This window comes from Geodermatophilus sp. SYSU D00766 (assembly GCF_054049915.1).
The window spans coordinates 387,778-413,163 of sequence record NZ_JBJGYI010000001.1; the positions used below are offsets into that span (position 1 = coordinate 387,778).

At 77.5% G+C, this 25,386-nt stretch carries 28 protein-coding genes and 2 pseudogenes; 17 read left to right on the top strand and 13 right to left on the bottom strand.

Annotated features, from left to right (window positions below; translation table 11 throughout):
• The first annotated feature begins 519 nt into the window (after positions 1 to 519).
• A complete protein-coding gene (locus ACI8AD_RS01765; RefSeq protein WP_456868838.1) occupies positions 520 to 765 on the top strand; it encodes a hypothetical protein in 246 nt (81 codons plus the stop codon).
• 227 nt (positions 766 to 992) lie between these two features.
• On the opposite strand, the gene ACI8AD_RS01770 is transcribed toward ACI8AD_RS01765, so the two are convergent.
• The gene (locus tag ACI8AD_RS01770) at positions 993 to 2,525 is read right to left on the bottom strand and encodes a DUF222 domain-containing protein (RefSeq protein ID WP_456868839.1); all 1,533 of its coding nucleotides are present in this window, start codon (positions 2,523 to 2,525) and stop codon (positions 993 to 995) included.
• Between the two features lie 132 nt (positions 2,526 to 2,657).
• Here ACI8AD_RS01770 and ACI8AD_RS01775 point away from each other — a divergent pair, with 132 nt between their 5' ends.
• On the top strand, positions 2,658 to 3,227 hold the full coding sequence (locus tag ACI8AD_RS01775; protein WP_456868840.1) for a dihydrofolate reductase family protein: 570 nt from the start codon (positions 2,658 to 2,660) through the stop codon (positions 3,225 to 3,227).
• A gap of 1 nt (position 3,228) precedes the next feature.
• On the opposite strand, the gene ACI8AD_RS01780 is transcribed toward ACI8AD_RS01775, so the two are convergent.
• Positions 3,229 to 4,197: a sulfotransferase gene (locus tag ACI8AD_RS01780; RefSeq protein WP_456868841.1), complete on the bottom strand. Its 969-nt coding sequence runs from the start codon at positions 4,195 to 4,197 to the stop codon at positions 3,229 to 3,231.
• Positions 4,198 to 4,264: 67 nt separating this feature from the next.
• Here ACI8AD_RS01780 and ACI8AD_RS01785 point away from each other — a divergent pair, with 67 nt between their 5' ends.
• From ACI8AD_RS01785 to ACI8AD_RS01800, 4 genes are all read left to right on the top strand, one after another.
• A complete protein-coding gene (locus tag ACI8AD_RS01785) occupies positions 4,265 to 5,167 on the top strand; it encodes a hypothetical protein (protein WP_456868842.1) in 903 nt (300 codons plus the stop codon).
• Between the two features lie 90 nt (positions 5,168 to 5,257).
• Positions 5,258 to 5,338, top strand: a complete 81-nt coding sequence (locus tag ACI8AD_RS01790; protein ID WP_425283680.1) for a putative leader peptide — start codon at positions 5,258 to 5,260, stop codon at positions 5,336 to 5,338.
• Positions 5,339 to 5,410: 72 nt separating this feature from the next.
• On the top strand, positions 5,411 to 5,977 hold the full coding sequence (locus ACI8AD_RS01795) for a cysteine dioxygenase (protein WP_456868843.1): 567 nt from the start codon (positions 5,411 to 5,413) through the stop codon (positions 5,975 to 5,977).
• A gap of 110 nt (positions 5,978 to 6,087) precedes the next feature.
• Positions 6,088 to 6,372: a rhodanese-like domain-containing protein gene (locus ACI8AD_RS01800; RefSeq protein ID WP_456868867.1), complete on the top strand. Its 285-nt coding sequence runs from the start codon at positions 6,088 to 6,090 to the stop codon at positions 6,370 to 6,372.
• 94 nt (positions 6,373 to 6,466) lie between these two features.
• Here the strand turns inward: ACI8AD_RS01800 and ACI8AD_RS01805 are convergent.
• Both ACI8AD_RS01805 and ACI8AD_RS01810 read right to left on the bottom strand, forming a co-directional pair.
• Positions 6,467 to 7,408, bottom strand: a pseudogene (locus ACI8AD_RS01805) (glycosyltransferase); the annotation flags it as partial.
• Positions 7,405 to 8,463, bottom strand: a complete 1,059-nt coding sequence (locus ACI8AD_RS01810; RefSeq protein WP_456868844.1) for a glycosyltransferase family 9 protein — start codon at positions 8,461 to 8,463, stop codon at positions 7,405 to 7,407. The gene ACI8AD_RS01810 and the pseudogene ACI8AD_RS01805, both read right to left, overlap by 4 nt.
• Positions 8,464 to 8,548: 85 nt before the next feature.
• Between ACI8AD_RS01810 and ACI8AD_RS01815 the strand changes: the two genes are divergently transcribed.
• From ACI8AD_RS01815 to ACI8AD_RS01825, 3 genes are read left to right on the top strand one after another with little or no spacing between them, the layout of a single operon-like run.
• Positions 8,549 to 9,802, top strand: coding sequence for a glycosyltransferase (locus ACI8AD_RS01815; RefSeq protein WP_456868845.1), 1,254 nt, complete (start codon positions 8,549 to 8,551; stop codon positions 9,800 to 9,802).
• Positions 9,799 to 11,586: a glycosyltransferase family 2 protein gene (locus ACI8AD_RS01820; protein WP_456868846.1), complete on the top strand. Its 1,788-nt coding sequence runs from the start codon at positions 9,799 to 9,801 to the stop codon at positions 11,584 to 11,586. The genes ACI8AD_RS01815 and ACI8AD_RS01820 overlap by 4 nt, the downstream gene beginning before the upstream one ends.
• Before the next feature lie 33 nt (positions 11,587 to 11,619).
• A complete protein-coding gene (locus ACI8AD_RS01825; protein WP_456868847.1) occupies positions 11,620 to 12,435 on the top strand; it encodes a hypothetical protein in 816 nt (271 codons plus the stop codon).
• A 4-nt stretch (positions 12,436 to 12,439) separates the two neighbouring features.
• Here ACI8AD_RS01825 and ACI8AD_RS01830 read toward each other — a convergent pair whose 3' ends face one another.
• The 3 genes from ACI8AD_RS01830 to ACI8AD_RS01840 all read right to left on the bottom strand — a co-directional run bounded on the left by ACI8AD_RS01830 (position 12,440) and on the right by ACI8AD_RS01840 (position 15,040).
• Positions 12,440 to 12,889, bottom strand: a complete 450-nt coding sequence (locus ACI8AD_RS01830; RefSeq protein WP_456868848.1) for a hypothetical protein — start codon at positions 12,887 to 12,889, stop codon at positions 12,440 to 12,442.
• 118 nt (positions 12,890 to 13,007) lie between these two features.
• Positions 13,008 to 14,093: a zinc-binding dehydrogenase gene (locus ACI8AD_RS01835; RefSeq protein WP_456868849.1), complete on the bottom strand. Its 1,086-nt coding sequence runs from the start codon at positions 14,091 to 14,093 to the stop codon at positions 13,008 to 13,010.
• A complete protein-coding gene (locus ACI8AD_RS01840; RefSeq protein ID WP_456868850.1) occupies positions 14,090 to 15,040 on the bottom strand; it encodes a Gfo/Idh/MocA family protein in 951 nt (316 codons plus the stop codon). Before ACI8AD_RS01840 ends, ACI8AD_RS01835 begins: the two co-directional genes overlap by 4 nt.
• A gap of 74 nt (positions 15,041 to 15,114) precedes the next feature.
• Between ACI8AD_RS01840 and ACI8AD_RS01845 the strand changes: the two genes are divergently transcribed.
• On the top strand, positions 15,115 to 16,005 hold the full coding sequence (locus ACI8AD_RS01845) for a potassium channel family protein (RefSeq protein WP_456868851.1): 891 nt from the start codon (positions 15,115 to 15,117) through the stop codon (positions 16,003 to 16,005).
• Here ACI8AD_RS01845 and ACI8AD_RS01850 read toward each other — a convergent pair.
• The 5 genes and pseudogenes from ACI8AD_RS01850 to ACI8AD_RS01870 form a co-directional block, all read right to left on the bottom strand.
• Positions 15,995 to 16,477 carry a hypothetical protein gene (locus ACI8AD_RS01850; RefSeq protein WP_456868868.1) on the bottom strand — a complete coding sequence of 161 codons (483 nt, stop codon included), beginning with the start codon at positions 16,475 to 16,477 and terminating at the stop codon, positions 15,995 to 15,997. The genes ACI8AD_RS01845 and ACI8AD_RS01850 overlap by 11 nt on opposite strands.
• Positions 16,474 to 16,614: a hypothetical protein gene (locus ACI8AD_RS01855; protein WP_456868872.1), complete on the bottom strand. Its 141-nt coding sequence runs from the start codon at positions 16,612 to 16,614 to the stop codon at positions 16,474 to 16,476. Before ACI8AD_RS01855 ends, ACI8AD_RS01850 begins: the two co-directional genes overlap by 4 nt.
• Before the next feature lie 15 nt (positions 16,615 to 16,629).
• Positions 16,630 to 17,016, bottom strand: a complete 387-nt coding sequence (locus ACI8AD_RS01860) for a molybdopterin dinucleotide binding domain-containing protein (RefSeq protein WP_456868852.1) — start codon at positions 17,014 to 17,016, stop codon at positions 16,630 to 16,632.
• Positions 17,017 to 17,389: 373 nt separating this feature from the next.
• Positions 17,390 to 17,644, bottom strand: a pseudogene (locus ACI8AD_RS01865) (molybdopterin-dependent oxidoreductase); the annotation flags it as partial.
• 310 nt (positions 17,645 to 17,954) lie between these two features.
• Positions 17,955 to 18,422 carry a MarR family winged helix-turn-helix transcriptional regulator gene (locus tag ACI8AD_RS01870; protein ID WP_456868853.1) on the bottom strand — a complete coding sequence of 156 codons (468 nt, stop codon included), beginning with the start codon at positions 18,420 to 18,422 and terminating at the stop codon, positions 17,955 to 17,957.
• 158 nt (positions 18,423 to 18,580) lie between these two features.
• On the opposite strand from ACI8AD_RS01870, the gene ACI8AD_RS01875 reads away from it, so the two are divergent.
• Genes ACI8AD_RS01875 through pdxY form a run of 3 tightly spaced genes read left to right on the top strand, consistent with a single transcriptional unit; the run spans position 18,581 to position 21,489 of the window.
• Entirely contained in the window at positions 18,581 to 19,615 is a 1,035-nt protein-coding gene (locus ACI8AD_RS01875; protein ID WP_456868854.1) for a bacteriorhodopsin, read from the top strand.
• A gap of 4 nt (positions 19,616 to 19,619) precedes the next feature.
• Entirely contained in the window at positions 19,620 to 20,591 is a 972-nt protein-coding gene (locus tag ACI8AD_RS01880) for a Brp/Blh family beta-carotene 15,15'-dioxygenase (RefSeq protein ID WP_456868855.1), read from the top strand.
• A gap of 28 nt (positions 20,592 to 20,619) precedes the next feature.
• The gene (pdxY, locus tag ACI8AD_RS01885) at positions 20,620 to 21,489 is read left to right on the top strand and encodes a pyridoxal kinase PdxY (protein ID WP_456868856.1); all 870 of its coding nucleotides are present in this window, start codon (positions 20,620 to 20,622) and stop codon (positions 21,487 to 21,489) included.
• Positions 21,490 to 21,507: 18 nt separating this feature from the next.
• Here pdxY and ACI8AD_RS01890 read toward each other — a convergent pair whose 3' ends face one another.
• Positions 21,508 to 22,014 (bottom strand): MarR family winged helix-turn-helix transcriptional regulator, encoded by a 507-nt coding sequence (locus ACI8AD_RS01890; RefSeq protein WP_456868857.1) that lies wholly within the window; start codon positions 22,012 to 22,014, stop codon positions 21,508 to 21,510.
• Positions 22,015 to 22,102: 88 nt separating this feature from the next.
• On the opposite strand from ACI8AD_RS01890, the gene ACI8AD_RS01895 reads away from it, so the two are divergent.
• Genes ACI8AD_RS01895 through ACI8AD_RS01910 form a run of 4 tightly spaced genes read left to right on the top strand, consistent with a single transcriptional unit; the run spans position 22,103 to position 25,223 of the window.
• Positions 22,103 to 23,005 carry an EamA family transporter gene (locus ACI8AD_RS01895; RefSeq protein ID WP_456868858.1) on the top strand — a complete coding sequence of 301 codons (903 nt, stop codon included), beginning with the start codon at positions 22,103 to 22,105 and terminating at the stop codon, positions 23,003 to 23,005.
• Positions 23,006 to 23,032: 27 nt separating this feature from the next.
• Complete coding sequence (locus ACI8AD_RS01900; RefSeq protein ID WP_456868859.1) at positions 23,033 to 23,785, top strand: LamB/YcsF family protein; 753 nt, start codon at positions 23,033 to 23,035, stop codon at positions 23,783 to 23,785.
• Positions 23,785 to 24,393, top strand: a complete 609-nt coding sequence (locus ACI8AD_RS01905; protein WP_456868869.1) for a 5-oxoprolinase subunit B family protein — start codon at positions 23,785 to 23,787, stop codon at positions 24,391 to 24,393. Before ACI8AD_RS01900 ends, ACI8AD_RS01905 begins: the two co-directional genes overlap by 1 nt.
• Positions 24,387 to 25,223, top strand: coding sequence for a 5-oxoprolinase subunit C family protein (locus tag ACI8AD_RS01910; RefSeq protein WP_456868860.1), 837 nt, complete (start codon positions 24,387 to 24,389; stop codon positions 25,221 to 25,223). Before ACI8AD_RS01905 ends, ACI8AD_RS01910 begins: the two co-directional genes overlap by 7 nt.
• Positions 25,224 to 25,386 lie beyond the last annotated feature (163 nt).

A 25,386-nucleotide genomic window follows, 5' to 3' on the forward strand; every position in this document is an offset into this window, starting at 1 on the left:
TCAGGATGCGCCGCTCCGGGACGAGGGCGACTCGCCCTGGAGGCGGCCTCTGGGACACCACCTGCGGACCACCGTTGCCGCAGGCCTGGATCCGTGCACCACACCGCTCAGGACGCGTCGCTACGCGCTCCACGACGTCGACCGCAGGACATGGGACGTGACGCGGCCTGGCGTGACGTGCTGTGTCGGCTCCCGCGCTGACGCGCTGGTGCTACGTGGATGACGCGGGCCCGGCGAACGGTCGCCGGTCGTCGGCCGCCGGCACCGGTGCCGGCTCAGCGGCCGGGAGACCGGCATGGCCCTGCTGCGGTCACGAGCCGCGTCCCCGGTGGATGACCGGCTGCTCTCCGCAGAGGCGGAGAGCCGCGACGGCTCCAGGCGTGCACTGCTGCGGACGTCGGAATCCCCGGCTGGTGACCGCGATCTGCGTCATCAGCGGCGGGTGGCGGCGTGTCAGTCGTAGAGCCTCCCGACGGGGGCCCGACGAGAGGGAGACCGATGCGAATCCGTTCCACTGCCATGACCCTGGCCAGCGTCGCCGCACTCGGGTGCGGGGGTGTGGCCCTCGCCGCACCTGCCAGCGCACAGCCCGTCTTCACCGGCGGACTCGTGAACGTGAACATCGAGGACGTCAACGTGCAGATCCCGATCGGCGTCGCGGCCAACGTCTGTGGCGTCTCCGTGGCCGTCATCGCCGAGGTGCAGCCGGCACCGTTCGACTGCGATGCCGCCGTGATGCAGGACCTGCCCGTGGCCTTCCAGTAGGTCACCCCCGCCGCCGTGCGGGACGAGGGCACACGGGGATCGCTCCATGCGCCTCCTCGCCCGCACGGCGGCACAGGCGGCCGACGTCGCGGACGAGGAGGAGGCGTCGACAGGCCACCCGCCGCTGCCCATCTCTGGACGTCGGCACCGCCCGGACGAGACAAGGCGACCGAGCGGACCCCCGCCGCGGTGACCGCTGGTCAACCGCCCGGCGGCTGACGAGTCCATCAGCGAGAGATGGTCTGACGGACGCGAGAGTCCCCGGCTGTGCGAGGCCGAGCGGCGGAGCCGCCATGATCCGGGTCATCGTCGTCGATCACCGCTTGGGGCGTGACGCGGTCACCGGAGCAGCCACCAGGTCGGCCAGGTGCCGGAACCTCGCGTGGAGCCACGTGGTCAGCCATCCCGGGGACGTCGAGCATCAGCAGAGGCTGGTCAGGCCGGGCTCCCGACGATCCGTGGCTCACAGGTGGCGTCGTCCCATCGTGGGCCGCTCCGGGACACCACAGCAGCGCGGCGCAGAGCAGCCGACAGCGCGAGGGCGCGCCAACGAGCGCAGGCAGCGGTCGCCCAAAGGCACGACCGGTCAGGCGGCAGGGACGAGCGGTGTCGGGGTGGTGATCTCGCTGCCGTCGGGTCGCCAGGTGCGCCATCGCCCGTCCGGTTGGCGTTCGACGCGGAAGCCGTGGTGGTCGGCCCTCGCGTAGGGGCCCGCCGCGAGCTGGCGAGTGGCGGGGGACGCGGGGGTCCTTCCACCAGTGCACGAGGTGGTGCACGTCGGCCCAGTGGCTCGGCGCATCACAGCCGGCGAAGACGCAGCCGCCGTCGCGCAGTTCGACGGCCCGGCGCAGCTGCCGGCTGACCAGCCGCTGACTCCTGCCGAGGTCCAGCGGGACCCCGTCGGGGCCGAACACCACCCGGGAGATGGTCCCGTCGCAGGCCAGCCAGCGGGCGCGGGCGGCGGAGATCACCGCCCCGAAGCCCATGGTGGCCGCGCCCGCGCCGGTCGCCGGGTCGGTCAGGTCGTCCAGATCGACGCGGACGGCCACGTGCGGCTTGACCGTCCGCAGCACCGGCAGGCTGCCGGCGGCCAGCGCGTTGTCGGCCCACTGCACCCAGGCATCCCCCAGCCGCTGGGCTCGCGTGCGCTCGTCGCCAGCGGGCCGGTCGGCCTGCACGTGCGCCTCCAGCGCCGCCTGCACCTTCTCCCCACCCACGGCGTCCAGGTGCCCGCGGAAGCTGACCGACCCGTCGGCGTGCTTCGACAGCGTCAGCGACCGGCCCTCGGTGGGATCCGGTTCGGGCCCGTCGGGATTGAGCGCGTCGCAGTAGCGCCGCACCACCAGCACGAGGTCGGCGTGCTCGCCGTCGACGGCGACCTGGGTCAGCGCCGCGTCGATCGCGGCCAGGTCCACCCTCTGCGCGGCCGCCGCCGCCCGCCGGCGCGGAGTGACCACCCGGACTGCCTCGGCCACCTGCTCCGCACTCACCCAGCCGGCCTCGTGCGCCTCGGCGAGGGTCGGCAGGTGCTCCAGCGCCCGCCCGACGGTCACCAGCCGGGCGGCCGCGGCGTCGGTGAGCCGGCAGTGCCCCCGCAGCCACGAGCTCATGGACTTCAGCCCGTCGCGCTCCGGGGCCTGGGCCAGCTCCGCCGCCCGCACCCGCCGGGCCAATGCCGCGTCGATCCGGTTGCGCTCGGCGATGAGCGCGGCGACGTCGTCCAGCACGTCCTCCGCGCCCTGCCACTCACCCGAACACATGTACGAAGAATAGCGGATCCGCGGTGGTCCTGCGACCCGTATCCGCAGGTCAGAGGCTCATCCACACATCCGGTACACCCCTTGACACCACCTCGAGCGATGAGTCCGGGAGCCCTGCGACGTCGACACCCCATGACCCTCGTCATCGGCGACATCACGGTCTCCCTCGACGGCTTCGTGGCCGGCCCGGACGACGCCGTCGAGGTCCTCCACACCTGGGCGCTGCACAGCGACGACCCCGTCGACCGCGGAGTGCTCGAGCGGCACGTCGCCACCTCCGGTGCCGTCGTCATGGGCCGGCACACCTTCGACGAGGTCGACCGCGGGTGGGTCGACGGCATGGGCTACGGCGCGGCACTGGACGCCCGCCCGCCGTTCCTCGTCGTCACCGGCAGCCCGCCGGCGGAGCACCGGCTCGCGGCCACCCACGACGTCACGTTCGCCACCGACGGCCCGGAGGCCGCCCTGCAGCAGGCCCGCCAGGCCGCCGGCGACCTCGACGTCTTCGTCATGGGCGGCGGGGCGCTGGTCGGCTCGTGCCTGCGGGACGGGCTGCTCGACGAGCTGCGCCTGCACCTCGCCCCGGCGGTCCTGGGCGGCGGCACCCCGCTGTTTCCCGGCGCCGGCCGGCACCGGCTCGAGCAGACGTCGGTCGAGGCGAGCCGGACGTGCACCCACCTCACCTACCGCGTGCGCCGCTGAGTCAGGACCGGCGCGAGCGGAAGTCGCCGCGGCCGGTGTCGCGGCGCCAGTCGTCGAAGGACTCCCCGGTGAGCTCCTCGAGCAGCGTGATGTCGGGCAGCAGCGGGGCGAGCACCGCGCGGCGCACCTCCACCGGCAGCGGCGGCCGGGGCGCCCGCCCGGCGTGCAGCGCGGCGAGCAGCGGCCGCGAGACCTGCCGCCACACCTGCGGCGGCGCGTACGCGCCCAGCGCCGCGCCGGCCCGCACCACCCGGGCCAGCGCCCGGTACCGGGGCGTGTCCGGGACGTACGGCTTGACGTTCTCCGGCGCCACCGTGTGCGCCACCCCCGGCTCGACACCGAGGAAGGCACTGACCCGGTCGAGCGTCTCGCGGGGGGTGTCGACCAGCTGCCGGTAGCGCAGCAGGAGCACCTGCGACCGCGGCAGCACGGCGTACAGGTCGCGCAGCTGCTCGCCGTAGCGCCCCAGCCCGCGGTAGTGCCAGAACGGCGCCCAGCCGGCCGCCACCCGCGCGTCCTCCCGCGAGACGGCGGTGCGGAAGTCCGCCTCGGGCTCCAGGCCGTCGGCGCGCAGGTGCACCCAGTTCGACCACGCGCGGTCCACCGGGTCGCGCACGACGACCACCACGCGGATCCCCGGGACGTCGGCGGCCAGGCGGCGCTGCGCGGCGCGGTCGTGCAGGTAGAACGGCGTGCTCTCCCCGCGCACCGTCCCGGGCGGGGCACCGTCGAACAGCCGCAGGTAGTCCGCGCGCCGCCACACCCACTCCCGGGCGCTGTGCGCGTCCCCGGGTCCCCGCTGGCGGCTGCGCGGCGGCGGGCGCCCGTCGGTCAGGTAGTACTTCGGCTCCTTCACCGGCGACAGGTACAGCCCCGGGTGGGTGGCCAGCGCCGCGTGCAGCGCCGTCGTCCCGGCCTTGGGGGCACCGGCGATCACGAACTGCGGGAGCCGCTCGGCGTCAGCGGACACCCGGCCCACCCCCGTCCCGCGGTGTACACACGGGGAGGTCCGCCACCTGCCCGAGAGGAGCCGCCGAGTGACCGCGCCCCGCCCCCCGGCGCCCGACCGCTTCTGGGCCGACGCCGAGGTCGTCGCCGAGCCGGAGGACCCGCGCCCCGGCTCGTGGGCCGGCGCGCCGTCGGCCCAGCTGGTCGACGGCACGTGGTGGCTGGCCCACCGGCTGCGCCGCCCGGTCGGCGAGGGGCGCGGCTTCGGCACCGTGGTGGCCCGGTCCGACGACGGCGTGCGCTTCGAGCCGGTCCTCGCCCTCGGCAAGGACCGCTTCGGCGCCGAGTCGCTGGAGCGCCCGGCCCTGGTGCACACGCCTGACGGCCGCTGGCGGCTCTACGTCAGCTGCGCGACGCCGGGCACCCGGCACTGGCGGGTGGACCTGCTGGAGGCCGACACCGTGGCAGGGCTGGGCGCCGCCGAGCCGCGCACCGTACTGCCCGGCAGCGCCACCGAGGCGCCCAAGGACCCGGTCGTGCGGTGGGACGGTGGCCAGTGGCACCTGTGGGCCTCGGTGCACCCGCTCGACGACCCCGGCGCCACCGACCGGATGACCACCGAGCACGCCACCAGCCCCGACGGCGTCACCTGGACGTGGCAGGGCACCGCGCTGGCCGGCACCCCGGGCGGCTGGGACGCCCGCGGCGTGCGGTTCAGCACGGTCGTCCTCGACGGCGACCGCACCTGGGCGCTCTACGACGGCCGGGCCACCGCGGAGGAGAACTGGGAGGAGCGCACCGGCCTCGCCCGGCTCGACGGCGGCGGCTTCCGCGCCGCCCCGGGTGGGCCGTACCTGCAGAGTCCGCACGCCCCGCACGGGCTGCGCTACGCCGACGTCGTCGCGCTGCCCGGCGGGGGCGCCCGGTGGTTCTACGAGGCCACCCGCGCCGACGGCGCGCACGAGCTGCGGACCGTCCTGCTCCCCGACTGACGTCGTCTCCCCGGTCCCGACACGCGACACGCCAAAGTGCACCACGGCGATCGACTTGACACACATTGACCGGCCGGGTCGGATGGCCCCGTGGCACCCGCCCTGACGCTCACCCGCCGGTCCGCCGTGGACCTGCTGCGGGTCGCCAGCGCGCTGTGTCCGGCTGCCTGAGCGCCCGACCACCGCCACCTCCCGCGCCCGCCCCCCGACGGGGCGCCGGCGCGCCCTGCACCCGGAGTCCCGATGCCCCCGCTCACCTCCCTGCTGTCCGACGCCGCCCGCGACCAGCTCACGACCGACACCACCACCGCCCGCACCACCTCCGCCGCCACGGTCGCCGCCGCCCTGGCCGCCGTCGCCGAGGCCTGGCTGCCGCGGGTCGAGTACCGCGCCGAGAGCCGCTGGACCGGCCTGCTGCCGGCCGAGGACGCCGCCGCCCTGCTCGACCCCGCCCTGGCCGCCGACGTCGCCGGCGCGCAGGTCTGGCTGCTGACCTGGCTGCCCGGCCAGGGCACGCCGCTGCACGACCACGGCGGCTCGGCCGGCGCCTTCGCCGTCGTCCGGGGGACGCTGACCGAGGACACCGTGGGCGGTCCGGTCGGCGCCGTCCGGGAGGCGCGCGCCGAGCTGACCGCCGGGCGGGTGCGGCCCTTCGGCCCGCACCACGTCCACCGGGTGGCCAACCGGGGCACCGCGGCGGCCGTGAGCGTGCACGCCTACACCCCCGGGCTCCGCCAGATGAGCACCTACGACCTCGAGGGCGGGGTGCTGCTGCACACCGGCACCGAGCGCGCCGGTGTCGACTGGTGAGCGCCCGCCCGCCCGGCGCCAGGAGCGTCGACCAGCTGCTGGCCGAGGCCCGGTCCCGGATCACCCGCCTCACCCCGGCCGAGGCCGCTCGGCGGGTGGCCCACGGCGCGGTGCTGGTCGACATCCGGCCGCAGTCGCAGCGCGAGACCGAGGGCGAGGTGCCCGGCGCGCTGGTCGTCGAGCGCAACCACCTCGAGTGGCGGTTCGACCCGGAGAGCGACGCGCGGCTGCCGCAGGCCACCGGGTACGACGTGGACGTCGTCGTCCTCTGCCAGGAGGGCTACACCTCCAGCCTGGCCGCCGACGCGCTGCGCTCGCTGGGCCTGGCGACGGCGAGCGACGTCGTCGGCGGGCACCGCGCGTGGGTGGCGGCCGGGCTGCCCGGCGCCGGCTGAGACCGGCCGCGGCGCGCACCTGCCGGAGGACGGCGTAGGTCCGCGAGGCCATCAGCCCGGCGTCGAGGTCGCGCTCGGCCCGCGCCCGGGCCCGTACCCCGAGGTCCGCGCGCTGGGCGGGGTCGGTGAGCAGCCCGCGCAGCGCCCCGGCCAGCGCGCCGGCGTCCTCCACCGGCACGACGACGGCGTCCTCCCCCACCGCGCGCCGGACGTCGCCGACGTCGGTGGACACGCACGGCAGGCCCTCGGCCATCGCCTCCAGCAGCACCAGGGGCAGCGCCTCGACCCGCGAGGACAGCACGAACAGGTCCAGCCCGGCGAGGAAGCCGCGGACGTCGGAGACCCAGCCGGGGAGGTCCACCGGCAGGCCGGCGGCCGCGGCCCGCAGCGCCTCGCCGTCGCGGCCGGCCCCGCCGATGACGGCGTCGAACGGCACGTCCAGGCGGCGCAGCGCGGCGAGCAGCACGTCGAAGCCCTTCTGCGCGGTGAGCCGGCCGAACGCGCCGACCCGCGGCACCGGGCGCCCGGCCGGCCCGGCGGGATCGGGCGGCACGTCGACGCCGTTGGGCACCACGTGCGCCCGGGCCGGGTCGACGCCGAGGTCGGCCACCAGCTGCGCGCGGCCCTCCTCCGAGGGGCTGACCACCGCGGCCATGCGCCGGTAGAGCGCGGTCAGCACGGCGCGCTCCTCCCCCGCCCGGGTGTCGCCGACCAGGTGCAGCACGCCGACGGTGGGCGCCACCTGCTGCGCGGCGGCGACCGCGGCGGCGTTGGACGCGGGGTCGACGAGGTTGACCACGACGACGTCGGGGCGCTGCGCGGCCAGCGCCGCCCGGGTGCGCGGCGCCGCGGCCGTGTGCCGGGTCAGCGGGACGACGGCGCGCTCGACGTCGAGGTGCGCGAAGCCGGACGCCACCGGCTCGGCGCACACCAGCGACGCCGTCGCGCCGTGCTCGGCGGCCCGGCGCAGGTGGTGGGTCAGCCACACCTCGGCGCCGCCCCACCCGCTGGAGTCGGCGAGGAAGGAGACCCTCACGAGGCGGCCAGCTCGCGCGCCGCACCGGCCACCGCGGACGGCGAGACGGTCAGCGCGCAGCGGAACTCGATCGGGCAGGCCAGGTGCGGGCAGGGCGCGCAGGCGACGGCCGGCGTCAGGGCGCGGTGCCGGGGCCCGGGGTGCGCCCAGCGCACCGGGTCGCCGGGGAGGAAGACCGTCACGGAGCGGGCGCCGACGGCGGCGGCGAGGTGCGCCGAGCCGGTGTCGTTGCCGACGAGCACCGCGCTGTCGCGCAGCAGCGCGGCCAGCCCGCCCAGGCTGGTGGCGCCGGTGAGGTCGACGGCCGGGGCGCGCATCGCCGCGACCACCCGCGCCGAGATGTCCCGCTCGGCGGCCACCCCGGTGACGACGACGGCCAGCCCGTCGGCGGCCAGCGCGTCGCCGACCGCGGCGTAGCGGTCCACCGGCCAGCGCCGGGTGGGCGCCGACGCGCCGGGGTGCAGGACGGCGTAGCGGCCCGGCTCGAGCCCCGCCGCGGCGAGGGTGGCGGCGTGCTCGGCCTCGTCGTCGGCGGTGAGCGGGAAGCCCATCGCGGCGTCCCCGCCGGGCGGCAGGCCCAGGTGCTCCAGCAGCGCGACGTGCCGCGCGGCCTCGTGCAGGTGCAGCGGGTAGCGCAGGTGCAGCGCCTCGGTGCTCGGCGGGGGCGGCCACCCGGTGGGCGCGAACCCGCCGGTGAGCCGGGCGCCGAGCGCGGCGGTGACCCGGTTGGCGGCCGGCCGGTCGCCGTAGGCCTGCAGCGCGAGGTCGAACCGGCGGTCCCGGGCGGCCGCGGTGAACGGCTCCCACCCGGCGGCGTCGACCGGCCCGTCGGGGATGCCCGGCGCGCCGGGGAAGGGCAGCAGCCCGACCGGGACGCCGAGGCGCGCCACCACCGGCGCCATGCGGCCGAAGGTCACCAGCGTCACCTCGACGTCGGGGCGGGCGGCGCGCAGCCGGCGCAGCGCGGGGACGGTGCACAGCAGGTCGCCCAGGCCCACCCGGAGCCGGACCAGCGCCACCCGGCGGACGGCGGGGTCGGCGAGCGGGGTGATCACCCCGCCCCACTGCCCCGGCTGTGCCGTGCGCTAACTCGTGGTGCACTACGGGTCTCGCCCCCCGAGGAGCCGGAGGTCCCCTCGCGTGTCCCGCGCCGCCGCTGACCTGCACGTGCTGCGCCTGTGCAGCGTCTTCGAACCCCCGGCGGCCCGGCGGCCGGACCGGCCCGGCGCCCTCCCCGGCGAGCTCGACGCCCGCGCGGCCCGCTTCGACCCGATCGGCGGCATGCAGAACCACACGGCGACGCTGACCCGCTGCCTGGACGCCCGGGGCGTGCGGCAGACGGTGGTGACGGCGCGGCTGGCCGGCCCGGCGGGGACCTCGTCGGTGGGCGCCGCCGCGCGGGTGCACCGCACCGGGGTGCGGGTGCCGCGGCTGCGCCAGCTGTGGGCGCTGTCCGGGCTGCCCGCCGTGCTGCGCGCCGGCCACCGGGCGCCGGTCGACGTCGTGCACGCCCACCAGGGCGAGGACCTCGCCACCCTGCCGCTGGCCCGGCTGGCCGCGCGGGTGCACCGCTGCCCGCTGGTGGTCACCGTGCACTGCAGCGTGGCGCACACGCTGGCCGGCCGCGGCCCGAAGGTGCGGCTGCTGCGCGCGCTGGGCGGCTGGATCGAGCGCGGCGCACTGCGGCGCGCCGACGCCGTCGTCGTCCTCACCGGGCGCACCGCCGCCGCGCTGGCCGACGACGGCGTGCCGGCCGACCGCCTCTCCACCGTCCCCTCCGGCTTCGACCCGGCGCTGTTCACCACCTCCTCCGCCGACGTCTTCCCCGGGGTGCCGCGGCCGCGCATCGGCTACGTCGGCCGGCTGGCGCCGCAGAAGAGCCCCGGCACGCTGGTGCGGGCGTTCGGGCGGATGCGGGAGCAGGCCTCGCTGGTCGTCGTCGGCGACGGTCCCGACCGGGCGCTCGTCGAGCGGCTGGCCGCCGAGAGCCCCGCCGCCGACCGGATCACCCTGGCCGGCTTCGTCGAGCACGCCCGCGTGCCCGCGGTGCTGGCCTCCCTCGACGTGCTGGTGCTGCCCTCCGCGTACGAGGAGATGGGCTCGGTGCTCACCGAGGCGATGGCCGCGGGCCTGCCGGTGGTCGCCAGCGACGTCGGCGGGATCCCCGAGGTGGTGCGGCACGGCGTCACCGGGCTGCTGGTGCCGCCCGGCGACGCCGACGCGCTGGCCGCCGCCCTCGACCGGGTCACCGGCGACGACGTCCTGCGGGCGCGGCTGGCCGCCGGCGCCCGCGCCCGGTCGGCCGAGTACGGGTGGCCGGCGCTGTCGGCGCGGGTGGCCGGCGTCTACGACCGGGTGCTGGGCACGGCCGACGACCTCGAGCCCGCCGCGTGACCCCCCGGGTCGCCGTCCTCGTGCCGGTGCACGAGCAGGCGGCCTTCCTCCCGCGGGCGCTGGAGTCGCTGCTGGCCCAGCGGGAGACGGCGTGGGAGGCGGTGGTCGTCGACGACGGGTCGCGCGCGCCGGTGACCGTGCCCGGCGACCCCCGGGTGCGGCTGCTGCGCACCGAGGACAACCGCGGCCTCGGCGCGGCCCTCAACACCGCGCTCGACGCCACCACCGCACCGGTCGTGGCCTACCTGCCGGCCGACGACGTCTGGTTCCCCGACCACCTGGCCACCGCCCTCGACCGGCTGGCCGACCCCGCCGTCGTGCTGGTCCGTGCCGGGCTGGCCGAGCCGGCCGGCACCCCGTACGCGCAGCTGGTGCAGGTCGTGCACCGGCGCACCGGCGACCGGTGGACCGAGCGCGCGGAGCTCGAGACCGACGACCTCGACCGGCTGATGTGGACCCGGGTCGCCGCCCGCGGGACGGCGACCGGCACCGGCCGGGTCACCTGCGCGTGGACGCAGCACCCCGGGCAGCGGTCCCGGGCGATCCGGGAGGCCTTCGACGGCGGCCCCAACGTGTTCCGCACCCGCTACCGGGTCGCCGGGCCGCTGCGGTTCTCCTCCACCGACGGCACCGACCTCGACGAGCGGTCCCGGTACGCGCGGTTCCGGTCGCGTCGGTACGAGCCGAGCGCCGACGGGCTGTCGGTGCTCGTCGTCGGCGAGCTGGCGTTCAACCCCGAGCGGGTGCTGGCGCTGGCCGAGCGCGGCCACCGGCTCACCGGGCTGTGGACCGCCGACGGGCTCGGCGACGCCACCGTCGGGCCGCTGCCGTTCGGTTCCGTGCCCGACCTCGACCGCGACAGCTGGCGCGAGGGCGTGCGCGACCTCGCCCCCGACGTCGTGTGGGCGCAGCTGAACTGGCGGGCGGTGCCGTTCGCGCACGCGGTGCAGCGGGCCTTTCCCGACCTGCCGTTCGTGTGGCACTTCAAGGAGGCGCCGCAGCGCAGCGTCGTCCGCGGGGAGTGGCCGCTGCTGGCCGACCTCGTCTGCGGCGCCGACGCGGTCCTGCTGGCCACCCAGGAGGAGCGCGACTGGTTCGCCCTCGCCCTGTCCGGCCGGGTCGACCCCGCCCGGCTGGGCGTCCTCGACGGCGACCTGCCCAAGCGCGACTGGCTCGACGCGCCGCTGTCGCCCAAGCTGTCCGACGCCGACGGGCAGCCGCACGCCGCCGTCGTCGGCCGGCCCTCGGGGCTGGACCTGGACTGGGTGCTGGCGCTGGCCGACCGCGGCGTGCACACCCACCTCTACGGGCAGGTGCGCGCGCCCGGGCCGAAGGGCTCCTGGACCGGCTGGCTCGACGAGGCGCTCGCCCGCGCGCCGGGGTTCGTGCACGTGCACCCGGCGGTGGGGCCGGAGGACTGGGTGCGCGAGCTGTCCCGCCACGACGCCGGCTGGCTGCACCGCTTCGACTCGGCCAACGGCGGCGACCTGCGCCGGGCCACCTGGGACGACCTCAACTCCCCCGCGCGGCTGCCGGTGTGCCTGGCCGCGGGGCTGCCGCTGCTGCAGCAGGCCAACCCCGGGTCGAGGGTGTCGGTGGAGCGGGTGCTGCGGGCGGACGGGACGGGACTGTTCTACCGCTCGGCCGACGACGTCGCCGCGGCGCTGCACGCGGAGGTGACGACCCGGGCCGGGCAGGCCGCGGCGCTGGCCGCCCGCGAGCGGCACGTGTTCGACGCGCACGCCGACCGACTGGCCGACCTCTTCCGCTCCCTCGCGCGCTAGGGACTGTCGGACCCCGCTCCTACCGTGCGGCGCGTGGACGGACTGCGCTGGGCGGTGACCGACGGGCCGGAGGGCACGGCCGCCGTCGAGCTGCCCGCGGACGCCGCCGGGGCGCGCCTGCTCGACGAGCAGGCCGGCGGCGCCTTCTGGTGCGCGCGGCGGGCCGGTGGCTGCGGCGGGCTGCTCGAGGTGGTCACCGACGGCGGCGCGGCCGCCTTCCGGCACACCGGCGGGCAGCCGTGCGGTCTCCTCGCCCGGCCGGCGACGGCGGCCCGCGCCTACGACCCCCTGCGCTACCGCCCCGCGCTCACCGCGTGGCTCACCGGCCAGGGCCACCGGCCGCGGGTGGAGACGCTGACCGGGCGGGACGGGCACGTCGGCCTGCACGTCGCCGTCGACGCGCTCGGCGCCGTCCTGCAGGTGCAGCTCACGCCGCTGGGCGACACCGCCTGGCGGGCGCGCGACGACCGCCTCCGCCGCACGGCGCGGTCGGTCACCTGGCTCTACGGCCCCGGCGCCGACGACGCCGCGGCCACCGAGGCGAGCGTGCGCGGCGCGGCGCTGTCGCTGCGGCGCCACGACCGGGGCCTGCTCGTCGGGGTCCGCGACGCCGCCGACCGGGTGCGCTGGGTGCGGCCGGCCGCCTGCGCCCTGACCGCCGACGGGGTGAGCGCGCCCGGCCTGGCCGAGGCGCGCGCCGCGCACGCGCAGCGGTCGGCCGCCCGGCAGGACGCGGCACGCCGGGCGGCGCGGGAGGCGGCCCGCGAGGGAGCCCGGCGGTCGCGGCGGCCCGGCGCGGTGCCCTGGGACGTCCGCACCGGCACGCTGCCCTACCCGGCCGCCGGGTAGCCGGTCAGCCGCTCCCGCCCGCCACGCCGGTTGTGTCCCCGTCGGCGCCCGCAGGCTCTGGTTCCACCGCCGACGGCTGCGGCTCCTCCGCCGGCTCCGGCGCCCGGCGGACGCGGCGCGGCAGGTGCAGGACCGGCAGGTGCAACGCCTCCAGGTTCGGGTGCGGAAGGTGCGGGCGCGGCACGTGCGGGTGCGGCAGCCGGGCCACCAGTCCGGCCGGCAGGCGAACGTGCGGCAGGTGCAGGTGCGACCGGCGCGCCGCAGCCCCCGACCCGTCGTGCTGCCGGCCCAGCGTGGCCGACCAGACGCTGCGTCCGCGCGCCGCGTGCGCCCGCGCGGCCACCTGCGCCGCGCGGTGGTCGCGCTCCCAGCGGGCGGTGTTGCTCCGCGCCATCACCACGACCAGCCCCGTGGTCACCACGAAGCCGGCGACACTGACGACTGCCCAGCCCATGGCGGCCCTCCTCTGGACCGCGCCGCGCCCCCGGTGCCCGGCGTCCGCGGCGGTGACCGCAGGATCCCGCCGTTCGCGTTCCGCGACAAGTCGGTCCCCGCGACGCGCCGGGACGGCGTCAGAACCGCAGCACGGCCTGCAGCGGCGGGGCGGGGAGACGGCGCTGCGCGAGGTCGGCCAGCAGCGCCGGGCCCTCGTCGAAGGGCACGACGTCGGTGACCAGGTGCCGGCGCACCTCCTCGCCGCGCTCGCGCAGCAGGTCGAGGGTGGCCGCCGACAGCGCGCGCCGCGGCCAGGCACCGGCCATGCCCCGCGGCACCCGGCCGATCTGCGCGCACACGACCGACAGGCCGTTGTGGTGGAACTCCTCCCCGAGCCGCACCGCCCCGGCGCCGCCCTGGTAGAAGCCCAGGTCGACGACGACGCCCTGCGGTCGCAGCGCCTTGAGCGCGGTGGCCAGCGCGGTGTCGTGGCCGCGGCACTGCAGCACCAGGTCGGCGCCGGCGTCGCCGGGCCCGTGCCGCCACCGCTGCTTGACCTCGTGCCAGGCGTCGCCGTCGACGGTGGCCAGCCCCAGGGCCGCGGCCACCGCCCGCCGCTGCGGGGAGGGCTCCGCGACGACGACGTCGGCGGCGCCGTACCGCACCGCGAGCAGCGCGGAGACCAGCCCGATCACCCCGGCGCCGGTGACGAGGACGTGCCGGTCGCGGACGCCGTCGCCGAGCCCGCCGCCGGGCCCGGCGAACTGCGCACTCGCGTGCAGCAGGCCGTTGGCGCAGATGGGCCCCATGTGGGCGAGGTAGACGCCGAGCAGCGGGTCGAGGTCGTCGGGCACCGGGACGACGTTCACGGCCGCGGGGTCGGCGCAGCGGCCGGTGCGGTGCCCGTAGGCCAACGCCACCCGGGTGCCCTCGGCGAGGTCGGGGCTGCGGCTCTCGGTGACCAGCCCGACCTCCATGTAGCCCAGCGCGCGCACCGGGTAGCCGGCGGCCGGCTCGCCGGGGGTGAAGGAGCGCAGCTCGGGGTCCCAGCGGGTGACGTGGTGGGCGTCGGTGCCGCGCACCAGCGCCACCTCGGTGCCGGCGCTGATGCCGCTGTACTCGGTGGTCACCCACACCTGGCCGGGCCCGGGGTCGGGCTCGGTGTCGTCGAGGACGGCCGGCTCGCCGGGGCGCAGGACGCCGATGGTGCGGACCGGCCTCACAGCGCCACCGTCCCGCCGCGGGCCGCCGCCCGCGCCACGGCGACGGCCAGCCGGTGGGTGCGCAGCGCCTCGGTGTAGGGCGTGCGGACGTCGTCGCCCTCACCGCGGACGGCGGCCACGAACGCCGCGTCCTCGGCCTCGATCGGGTCCCGGGCCCGCTCGACGGTGCGCTCGCCGTCGGCGTCGGTGATCCGCAGCTCGTGCTCGGTGAGCTCCAGGCCGAGCCCGGGGGCGACCACCTGCAGGCCGATGCGCCAGCCGCGCGGGGCCACGCAGGTGCTGGAGAACGACCCGAGCGCGCCGCCGGCGAAGCGCAGCGACGCGGTACAGGCGTCGTGGACGTCCCCGGGGCCGTCCGGGGATCGCCCGCCGGCGGCCCACCCGGACGCCACCTCGCCGGCCAGCACCCGGGCGACGTCGAGCAGGTGGGTGGCCTGCTCGACGGTCTGCCCGCCGGACTGGTCCTGCCGCGCCCACCACGGCGCGGTGGGCGCCGCGTCGAGCCAGGTGCCCAGCAGCAGCCGCGGCGGCCGGCCGGCGAGCAGCCCGCGGGCCTGCTCGAGGGTGTCGAGGTACCGCCAGTGGTAGCCGACGGCGGCGAGCAGCCCGGTCGCCTCGATGCGGGCGGCCAGCCGCTCGGCGGTGGCGAGGTCGGTGTCCAGCGGCTTCTCCACGAACAGCGGCAGGCCGGCGTCGATCGCGGCGTCCTCCACGGCGCCGTGCTGGGCGGGCGGGACGCAGACGTAGAGCGCGTCGAGGTCCTCGCCGTCGAGCAGGTCCTCCCACGACCCGTGGGGCCGCCCGCCGGCCCGCTCGGCCAGCCGCCGCGCGCGGTCGGTCTGCGGGTCGGCGACCCCGGTGACGGCGACGCCGTCGAGGCCGGTCAGGGACTCGACGTGCCGGCCGGCGATGAACCCGGCCCCCACCACCCCGATGCGGATCGTCACGCGGCCGGTCCTGCCCCCGGCCGCCCGCGGCCAACCGCGCCCGCCGCGGAGCCGCCGCCTGGCACGCTCGCGGCGTGGCGACGGCGGCCGGCTGGGGATCGACGGTCCTCGGCGCCGTGCTCGTGCTGCTGGTCCTGCGCGACGTCGTGCACACGCTGTGGCACCCGAGCGGGCGGCGCGGGCTCAGCCGGCGGCTGATGGCGGTGCTGTGGCGGGCCGGCCGGGAGTCCCGGCGCCGCTCAGGGACCGGCTTCCTCGGCGGGCCGCTGGCGATGGTCGTCGTCGCGCTGTCCTGGGTCCTGCTGCTGGTGCTCGGCTTCACCCTCGTCTACTGGCCGCACCTGCCCGACGCGTTCGTCTACGGCAGCGGGCTGGCGCCCGGCCGCAGCGGCGCCCTCGACGCCGTCTACCTGTCCCTGGTCACCCTGGCCACGCTCGGCTTCGGCGACATCGTCCCGGAGAGCCCGTGGCTGCGGCTGGCCGTGCCGGTGGAGGCGGTCGTCGGCTTCGTGCTGCTCACCGCGGCGGTGACCTGGGTGCTGCAGGTCTACCCGGCGCTGAGCCGCCGGCGGGCGCTGGCGCTGCGGCTGGCCCTGCTGCGGCGGGCCGCGCTCCCGGCGGCGGCCATCGGCGCCGGCCTGCTGCGGGAGATCGCCGTCGACCTGGTCCAGGTGCGCGTCGACCTCACCCAGCACGCCGAGACCCACTACTTCCGCGACGTCGACCCGGAGACGGCGCTGCCGCTGCAGTTGCCCGCCGCCCTCGAGCTCGCCGAGGCCGGTGGCCGCTCGCCCGACGCGCAGGTCCGCACGGCCGCCACGTTCCTCGACGTCGCGATCGAGGACCTCACGGGCGTGCTCGACCGGCAGTTCCTCCACCGCGGCGGGGACGTGCGGGCTCGGGTGGCCGCCTACGCCGACGACCACGGTCACCGGCTGCCCGGGGACCCCGCCGTCAGCTGGTGAGGACCTGGGTGGCGGCCTCCTCGAGCTCGGCGTTCGCCCACCGCATCTGCCGCAGCGTGTCCGGGTGGCAGCGCTGGGCCAGCTCCAGCAGCTGCCGCTCCCGTGCGCCCTGCGCGGCCTGGGCCAGCAGCTCCCAGTCCAGCGACACGCCGGCCGCCTCGCGGTGCACGTGCCGCAGGTCGGCGAGCAGCAGCAGCCCGGGCTCGGGGCGCCGGCCGAACAGGTCCGACGTCGCCTGCCGCACCCGCTCCAGGACGCCGGGGTCCTCCGGCGGCTCCGGGTCCAGCTCGACGCCGAGGTCGCGGCCGATGCGCGCCAGCTCGGTGACGTGCCGCTGCGACCAGCCGGCGAGGTCCCGTGCCACGTGGAAGACCTCGTGGTCGGCCGCGTGCCGGTCGGACACCGCCAGCAGGGTGCGCGTCAGGTGCGACTCCGACCGGTGCAGCTCCTCGACGGCCAGTCCCGGCTTCACCGCACACCCCCGACGGTCTCCTCGGCCAGCGCCGCCTCGCCGCCGCGGGTGGGCGGCACGCCCGCGGCCACGGGGCGGGAGCCGGTCGTCGTCGGCGCCGGGGACGGCGTGCCGCCGGAGGCCGCGAGCCGGGTCACCGCCGCGGCCGGCGTCTAGAAGATCGGCTGCTTGGACACCCGGTCCCAGTCGGTCGGGGTGAGCTCGTTGGCCGCCCGCTGCCCGTCCGGGGAGTCCCACCAGCCGTAGTGGAAGGGCAGGAACAGCACCCCGGGCCGGATGCCGCTGACCCGCAGCCGCGCCTCGACCCGGCCGCGCGCGGTGCACACCTCCAGCAGGTCGCCCTCGCCGAGGCCGCGGTCGGCGGCGTCGGAGGCCGACATCTCCACCCACACGTCCGCGGCGGCCGCCTGCAGCTGCGGTGCCCGGGCGGTCTTGGTGCGGGTGTGGAACTGGTAGAGCGTCCGGCCGGTGATCAGCTGGAACGGGTGCTCCTGGCCGGGCAGCTCGTGCGGCGGCACGTACTCGGCGGCCTTGAGCACCGCCTTCCCGTCGGGGTTGAGCGCCTTGTACTCGACGTCGTCGAGGGGGGAGCCGGTGACCAGGTCGCGGCCTTAGCTCTCGCAGTAGTCGGATCGGCGGAGAAACGCCGTCGGCGTAGAGCCGCTCGGTGCCCTCGGGCGCCTCCTCGGTGACCGGCCACCGGATGCCGTTGCGCTCGCGCAGCCGGGCGTAGGACAGCCCGCTGTAGTCGCAGGGCCGGCCGCGGCTGCACTCCTTCCAGCCCTCGAAGGCGCCCTCCGGGTCGTGCCACGTCACGAGCGAGCCGCCATCCTCGTCGCGCAGGTCCAGCCGGCGGGCGAGGTCGACGAGGATGTCGAGGTCGGCGCGCGCCTCACCGGGCGGGTCGACCGCCTTCTCCGACAGGTGCACGGTGCGGTCGACGTCGGTGAAGGTGCCGGTCTTCTCCCCTCACGTGGCGGCGGGCAGCACGACGTCGGCCAGCTGGGCGGTCTCGGTCAGGAAGAGGTCCTGGACGACGAGGAACAGCCGCTCCTGCGCGAGGATCGACCCGATGCGGCCGGCCTCGGGCAGCGACACCGCGGGGTTGGTGGCGGTGACGTACAGCCAGCGCAGCGACCCCTCCTCGGCGTGCCGGAACACCTGCATCGCGTGGGCGGCCGGGTGAGCCGGTCCGGTGAGTTGTCGGCCTGCCAGCCGTAGAGGTCCTTGGGGTCGAGCCGGCCGTGGTTGACCCGGTCCTCCGCGCGGCCGCGGACCCCGACGATGCGGCCGTCCTCGACCGCGATGTCCAGCCCGTCGCCGTTGCTGTGCAGGATCGACGCCGAGGGCACCCAGCGGTCGACGTCGCCCTCCGTCAGTCCCTCGGCCAGGTGCTGGTCGACCCGCGTCGGCCACGTCTCCCCCGGCCCGTACGGCGTGCGCGTCCCCCACGGCTCGGCGATCCGGTCGATGCGCGTCACGGCTGGTCCTCCCGTCGTGGTGTGCGGTCTCGGCCGGTGCCCGTGGGGGGCTCCGCCGGGGAGGTCAGTGCCCGCAGCCCGGTGAGCACCCGGTGCCGCCGGTCCGGCGGCAGTCGGTCCAGGCAGGCCGTGAGGTCGGCCAGCCGCAGGTCGTCGTACCGGTCGAGGAGCCGCTCGCCGTCGGCGGTGAGCCGGAGGACGACGCTGCGGCCGTCCGCCGCCGAGGGCCGGCGGTCGGCCAGCCCGGCCGCTGCGAGCCGGTCGGCCAGCCGGCTGGCGGTCGAGACGGCGACCCGCATGCCCTCGGCGAGCTGCCCGACGCTCAGGCCCGGCCGCTCGCTCAGCACGGTCAGGGCGCGCAGCTGCACCGGCGAGGTGCCGACGACGTCGGCGGCGCGCACCGAGACGCCCATCGCCGTGCGCACGGCCGCCAGCAGCACCCGCTCGTCGGCGTCGCGGTCCACGGGCCCTCCCCGCAGGGGTGGCGGACGCCGGGAGGCGCCCGGCGCCGAGTGTGACCCGGTGATTGCTGCATGGCAAACGATTGCGCGCGGCCGGATGGGGTAACGCGCACCGGGGCCGAGCGGAGGCCCGCCACCGCTGTCCCCGCCCCGGAGGTCCCGTGGACGTCTTCGACACGCCGACGCCCGAGCTGCAGACCCTCTCGCCCGGTCTCTACGACCTGGTGACGTACTCGATCGTCGCGGCCGGGTTCGCCCTGCTCGCCTACTTCCTCTACTCGTGGACGAGCAGGTCGGAGATCGGCGTCCGCTACCGGCCGGCGGTCCTCGCGGGACTGTGCATCGCCGCGGTCGCGACGCTGTCCTACCTCGTGGTGTTCATCCGCTGGGACAGCGGCTTCACCCTCCAGGACGGCGCCTTCGTGCCGAACGCCGAGTCGGCGCGGGCGACGCTCTACCCACGCTACGTCGACTGGACCGTGACCGTCCCGCTGCTGACCGCCGAGCTGCTCGCCGTGTGCTCGATCGCGGGCGCCCGGGCCAGGAAGCTGCGCTTCACCACGATGGCGGCCGCCTTCCTGATGATCCTCACCGGGTTCCTCGGCAGCCAGGTGCTCGCCGAGGGCCGCGACCGCACCGCCCTCGTCGTCTGGGGGCTGATCAGCACCGCGTTCTACGCCTACCTCTACGTCGCCCTCATCGGGGCGGTCCGGGCCTCGAGGTCGTCCATGAGCCGGGAGGCCGCGACCAGCCTGCGCAACGCCGCGATCGTGCTGCTGGCGACCTTCGGGGTGTACCCGCTCGTGTACGCGGTCCCCGTCTTCGTCGACGTCACCCCGGCGTGGCTGGCCGGCGTGCAGATCGCCTACTCCGCGGCCGACGTCCTGGCCAAGGTCGGCTTCGGCGTGCTGGTCCACAAGGTCGCCAAGCTGCGCACCGCCGAGGACGTCGCCGCCGGCGTGGACACCCACCCGGAGTCGGTCTGGGTGAGCCACGTGCACCACAGCGAGGGCGTGCTGCCGCAGGTCGGCACGGTGTCCGAAGGGGTCGCCGTGCGATTCACCGGCAACAGCGTCGACGAGCAGCCGGAGTCCACCGAGCACCCGCGGAACCCGCACGAGCACCACGAGACGGAGCACCAGCAGGTGCACGGCGCCCGCAGCGGGGCCACGCGCACGGCGACCGACCGGCGCTGACCCCGTGCTGCCGTCCCCGGCCCGGCCGGCGGCGACGACGCCGTTCGCCGCGCCGGCCCGGGCGGCCACGGCCGTCTCGCTCGGCGCGGCCCTCGCCGTCGTCGCCGTCGAGGGAACGGTGGGCTGGGGGAACCTCGCGTGGGTGCCCCTGGTCGCCGGACTCCTGGCCGGTCTGCCGCACGGCGCCGCCGACCACCTCGTCCCCGCCCACCGGCTGGGCTGGCGGCCGCCCCGGACGGCGCTGTTCGCGCTCGGCTACGCGCTCGTGGCGGCGCTGGCGTGGCTGGTCTTCGCCGCGGCGCCGGGGCCCGGACTGCTGGTCTTCGTCGCCCTCTCCGTCTGGCACTTCGGCACGGGGGAGACCGCCTTCGCCGACCTGCGGGCAGGCCGGGAGGTGCGGCGGCAGGCGCCCGCGTCGCTGGTGCTGGGCGGCCTGGTGCTGCTGGTCCCGCTGGCCCGCGGCGCCGACGAGGCCGCGCCGGTGCTGGCCGCCGTCGTGCCGGGGAGCGAGGGCGTCATCCCGCCGGCGGTCGTGACCGGAGTGCTCGCGGTCGTCCTCCCGGCCGGCGGTGCGCTGGCCGTGGAACGGCTGCTGGCCGGGCGGTGGCTCGAGGCCGCCGAGGTCGCCGTCCTGCTGACCCTGGTGGTGGTCGCCCCGCCGTTCGCCGCCTTCGGCGTGTGGTTCGGCTGCTGGCACTCCGTCCGGCACCTCGCCCGCGTGCTCGCCGACGACCCGGCCGGCGCCGGTGACCTGGCGGCCGGGCGGCTGGGCCGGCCGCTGCGCCGGTTCGCCGCAGCCGCCGCGCTGCCGACCCTCATCGCCCTCGCCGTCCTGGCCGCCCTGTGGTCGGCCGCGGGAGGGTGGCGCGGGTTCCTGGCCACCGACCTGCCGGTGCTGGCGGCCCTCACGCTGCCGCACGCCCTCGTCGTCGGCTGGCTCGACCGCGCCGGTCCACCTCCCGCCGCCGCGGCGTGAGTCCCCCGGCACCGCTGCGCCGGCCGGCATGGCACCGTTCCCCCTCGTGGTCAACGTCCTCTCGATCCAGTCGCACGTCGCCTACGGGCACGTGGGCAACTCCTCGGCCGTGTTCCCGCTGCAGCGCCTCGGCGTCGAGGTCTGGCCGGTGCACACCGTCCAGTTCTCCAACCACACCGGCTACGGGGCCTGGACCGGCCGGGTCTTCGACGGCCAGGCGGTCGAGGAGGTCGTCGACGGCATCGCCGACCGCGGCGTGCTCGGCACCGCCGACGCCGTCCTGTCGGGGTACCTGGGCTCGGCCGACATCGGCCACGCCGTCGTCGGCACGGTGAGCAGGGTGCGCGCGGCCAACCCCGACGCCGTCTACTGCTGCGACCCGGTGATCGGCGACGTCGGCCGGGGCGTGTTCGTCCGCCCGGGCATCGAGGAGCTCATGCGCGAGGTCGCCGTCCCCGCCGCCGACCTGGTGACCCCCAACCACTACGAGCTCGACCTGCTCTCGCAGATGACCACGCGGTCGCTGGCCTCGGTGAAGGAGGCCGTCACCGCCGTGCAGGGCCTGGGCCCGCGGGTGGTGCTGACCACCTCGCTGGACGCCGAGGACACCCCCGGGGACGCCGTGGACCTGCTCGCCTCCGAGGGCGGCCGGCACTTCCGCGTGCGCACGCCGCGGCTCTCGGTGTCGGTCAACGGCGCCGGCGACGCGATCGCCGCGCTGTTCCTCGCCCACTGGCTCGACACCCGCTCGGCCGGCGAGGCGCTGGGCCGCGCCGCCGCCAGCGTGTGGGGCCTGCTGCGGCGCACCGAGGAGGCCGGATCGCGGGAGATCCTGCTGGTCGCGGCCCAGGACGAGTACGTGTCCCCGTCGCGGAGCTTCCCCGTCGACGAGGTGTGAGCGCGCCGGCCGGCGGGCTCACCCGTCGGCGCGCTCCTCGACGGAGGCGAGCAGGTCGCGCAGCAGGTCGTCGAGCCGCCGCACGGCCGCCGGGGACATGCCCTCGAGCAGCCGCTGCTGCTCGGCCAGCCCGGCGGTGACGGCCTCGTCGACCAGGGCCCGGCCGGAGTCGGTCAGCCGCACCAGCAGCGCGCGCCGGTCGGCCGGGTCCGGGGTGCGCACCAGGTGCCCGGCCCGCTCCAGCCGGTCCAGCCGGCTGGTCATCCCCCCGCTGCTGAGCATCAGCGCGCCGGTCAGACGGCCGGGCGAGAGACCGTCGGGACCGCCGGCCCGGCGCACCGTGGCCAGGACGTCGAAGTCGGCCCGGGTGATGCCGAACCGCGCGTAGCACCGCTCCTGGGCGTCCCCGACCAACCGGGCGGTGCGGTAGACCCGGCCGAAGACGGCCATCGCCGTGGTGTCGAGGTCGGGCCGCTCGCGCGCCCACTGCTCGACGATGGCGTCGACGCCGTCCCGGTCGGTCACCCCTCGATCCTGCCACGTCTCACGGTTGACAGATACTCGTCAGCAAGTATCTTGATGTCGAGATACATGCCATCGAGGGGAGTCTGCCGTGGCCGTCACGACCCAGGAACCGGTCACCGCGGTCCCCGCCGTGCCCCGGCGGCGGGTCCGCCCGCTGTGGGCGCTCACCGCCCTGACCGCCGTCGCGCCGGCCACCTGGGGGACCACCTACGTCGTCACCACCGAGTGGCTGCCGCCGGACCGCCCGCTGCTGGCCGCGGCGGTGCGGGCACTGCCCGCCGGCCTGCTGCTCGTGGCCGCCGGCCGGGTGCTCCCCCGCGGGGCGTGGTGGTGGAAGGCGGCGGTGCTCGGCACGCTCAACATCGGCGCCTTCTTCGCCCTGCTGTTCGTGGCCGCCTACCGGTTGCCCGGCGGGGTGGCCGCGGTGCTCGGCGCCGTGCAGCCCCTGGTGGTCGCGCTGCTCTCGCTGCCGCTGCTCGGCCTGCCGCTGCGGGGCCGCACCTTCGCCCTCGGCGCGGCGGGCGTCACCGGCGTCGCCCTCGTCGTCCTCACCGACGCCGCGCGACTGGACCCCCTCGGCGTCGTCGCCGGGCTGGTGGCCACCGGCTGCATGGGCACCGGCGTGGTGCTCACCAAGCGGTGGGGGCGACCGGTCCCGGTGCTGGCCTTCACCGGCTGGCAGCTGGCCGCCGGCGGGGCGCTGCTGCTCCCGCTGGCCCTCGCCGTGGAGGGGCTGCCGGCGACGGTCACCGCCGGCCAGGTCGGCGGGTTCCTCTACCTGGCGGTGGTCAACACCGCGCTGGCCTACGTGCTGTGGCTGCGCGGCATCGGCCTGCTGCCCGCCGACCGGGTGAGCTTCCTCGGGCTGCTCTCCCCCGTCGTCGCCGCGGCCGCGGGCTGGGCGCTGCTCGGGCAGTCGCTCGGGCCGCTGCAGCTGGCCGGCGTCGTCCTGGCCCTCGGGAGCGTGCTGCTCGCCCAGCGTGGCCGCTGACCGCCCTCCCCGAGCAGGATCGCCCGGGTGGACCTCAACTCCGACCTCGGTGAGGGCTTCGGCCGGTGGAGCCTCGGCGACGACGACGCGCTGCTCGGCGTGGTCACCAGCGCCAACGTCGCCTGCGGCTTCCACGCCGGCGACCCGGTGATCCTGCGGCGGGTCTGCGACCGGGCCGCGGCGGCCGGCGTCGCGGTCGGCGCGCAGGTGGGCTACCGCGACCTCGCCGGGTTCGGCCGCCGGTTCGTCGACGTCGAGCCCGACGCGCTCACCCAGGACGTGCTCTACCAGGTCGGCGCGCTGGAGGCCTTCGCCCGCGTGGCCGGCACCCGGGTCCGCTACGTCAAGCCGCACGGGGCGCTGTACAACGCGATCGTCGACCACGAGGAGCAGGCGGCGGCGGTGGTGCGCGCCGTCGTCGAGTACGACCGCACCCTGCCGGTGCTCGGCCTGCCCGGCTCGGCCTGGCTGCGCCTGGCGGGCGAGGCCGGGCTGCCGGTGGTCGCGGAGGCCTTCGCCGACCGCGCCTACACACCGGAGGGCACGCTGGTGCCGCGGCGGCTGCCCGGGGCGGTGCTGACCGACCCCGGCGAGATCGCCCGCCGCTGCGTGGCCATGGCCACCGGGGAACCGGTCAGCGACGTGGAGGGCGGCTCCCTGCGGCTGGCCCCGCGGTCGATCTGCGTGCACGGCGACACCCCCGGCGCGGTCGAGGTGGCCCGCCGGGTGCGGGCGGCGCTGACCGGGGCGGGGGTCGACCTCGCCCCCTTCGCGCCGTGATGCGGGTGCTGCCCAGCGGCTCCACCGCGCTGCTGGTGGAGCTGCCCGGCCTCGACGACGTCCTCGGCCTGTACACCGCGCTGCAGGAGGACCGCCCGCCCGGTGTCGTCGACCTCGTCCCGGCCGCGCGGACGGTGCTGGTGGTCACCGACCCCGCGGTGACCACCCTGGACGCCGTCGAGGCGGCGGTGCGGCGGGCCCGCCCCCGGCCGGGGCGCGCGGCGACCGGCGACCTGGTGGAGCTGCCGGTGACCTACGACGGCGAGGACCTCGGCGACGTCGCCGCGCACCTGGGCGTGGACCCCGCCGAGGTGGTGCGGCGGCACACCGGCACGGAGTGGACCGTCGCGTTCTCCGGCTTCGCACCGGGCTTCGGCTACCTGACGCCGGCCGCGGGCGGGTGGGACCTGCCGCGCCGCGCCTCACCGCGCACCCGGGTGCCGGCCGGGTCGGTGGCGCTGGCCGGCGGGTTCACCGGCGTCTACCCGCGCGCGTCGCCGGGCGGGTGGCAGCTGGTCGGGCGCACCGACGTCGCGGTGTTCGACCTGGCCCGCGACCCCGCCGCGCTGCTGCGCCCGGGTGTGCGGGTGCGGTTCACGCCGTGCTGACCGTGCTGGCGCCGGGGCCGCTGACCACGGTGCAGGACCGGGGCCGGCCGGGGCTGGCGGGCATCGGGGTGGGCCGCTCGGGCGCGGCCGACCGGGCCTCGGCCGCGCTGGCCAACCGGCTGGTGGGCAACGACCCGGGGGCCGCCGTCCTGGAGGTCACCCTCGGCGGGCTGGCCCTGCGGGCCGACGCCGACCGGCTCGTCGTCACCACCGGCGCGCGCTGCCCGGGGTCCCCGGTGCACGCCGCGCCCGGCCTGCTGCGCGCCGGGACGACGCTGGCGCTGGGGACGCCGGCGGCGGGGCTGCGCACCTACCTCGCCGTCCGCGGCGGGATCGCCGTCGACCCGGTGCTCGGCTCGCGGTCCACCGACGTGCTGTCCGGGCTGGGCCCGGCACCGCTGCGCGCCGGCGACCGGCTGCCGGTCGGACAGCCGGTCGCCGGCCCGCCGCCCGGCGTCGACCTCGCCCCGGTGCCCGACCCGCCCGGCGGCGAGGTGACCGTGCGGCTGCTGCCCGGCCCGCGCGGCGACTGGCTGACGCCCCCGGCGCTGGAGGCGCTGGGCACCACGGCGTGGACGGTGACCCCGGAGATCGACCGGGTCGGGCTGCGGCTGGCCGGGCCGCGGCTGGACCGCGCGGTGACCGGCGAGCTGCCCAGCGAGGGGCTGCTGCGCGGCGCGCTGCAGGTGCCGCCGTCGGGGCAGCCGGTGCTCTTCCTCGCCGACGCGCCGGTGACCGGCGGCTACCCGGTGGCCGGCTACGTCGCCGACGCCGACGTCGACCGCTGCGCGCAGCTGCGCCCGGGCCAGATCCTGCGCCTCCGCCGGTGAGCCGCCGTGCACGTCCGCGGAAGCGCCCGGGTAGGTCAGGCACTTCCGCGGAAGTGCACGGACCCGGGGGGGGGGGGGGGGGGGGGGGGGGCGGGGGGGGGGGGGGGGGGGGGGGGGGGGGGGGGGGGGGGGGGGGGGGGGGGGGGGGGGGGGGGGGGGGGGG

Bases quoted from the DNA above. Each gene is read 5' to 3' on its own strand.
- ACI8AD_RS01830 (WP_456868848.1), bottom strand. From the start codon at position 12,889: ATGGGCTGGGCAGTCGTCAGTGTCGCCGGCTTCGTGGTGACCACGGGG.
- ACI8AD_RS01795 (WP_456868843.1), top strand. From the start codon at position 5,411: ATGCCCCCGCTCACCTCCCTGCTGTCCGACGCCGCCCGCGACCAGCTC.
- ACI8AD_RS01905 (WP_456868869.1), top strand. From the start codon at position 23,785: ATGCGGGTGCTGCCCAGCGGCTCCACCGCGCTGCTGGTGGAGCTGCCC.
- ACI8AD_RS01775 (WP_456868840.1), top strand. From the start codon at position 2,658: ATGACCCTCGTCATCGGCGACATCACGGTCTCCCTCGACGGCTTCGTG.
- ACI8AD_RS01765 (WP_456868838.1), top strand. From the start codon at position 520: ATGACCCTGGCCAGCGTCGCCGCACTCGGGTGCGGGGGTGTGGCCCTC.
- pdxY (WP_456868856.1), top strand. From the start codon at position 20,620: ATGGCACCGTTCCCCCTCGTGGTCAACGTCCTCTCGATCCAGTCGCAC.
- ACI8AD_RS01770 (WP_456868839.1), bottom strand. From the start codon at position 2,525: ATGTGTTCGGGTGAGTGGCAGGGCGCGGAGGACGTGCTGGACGACGTC.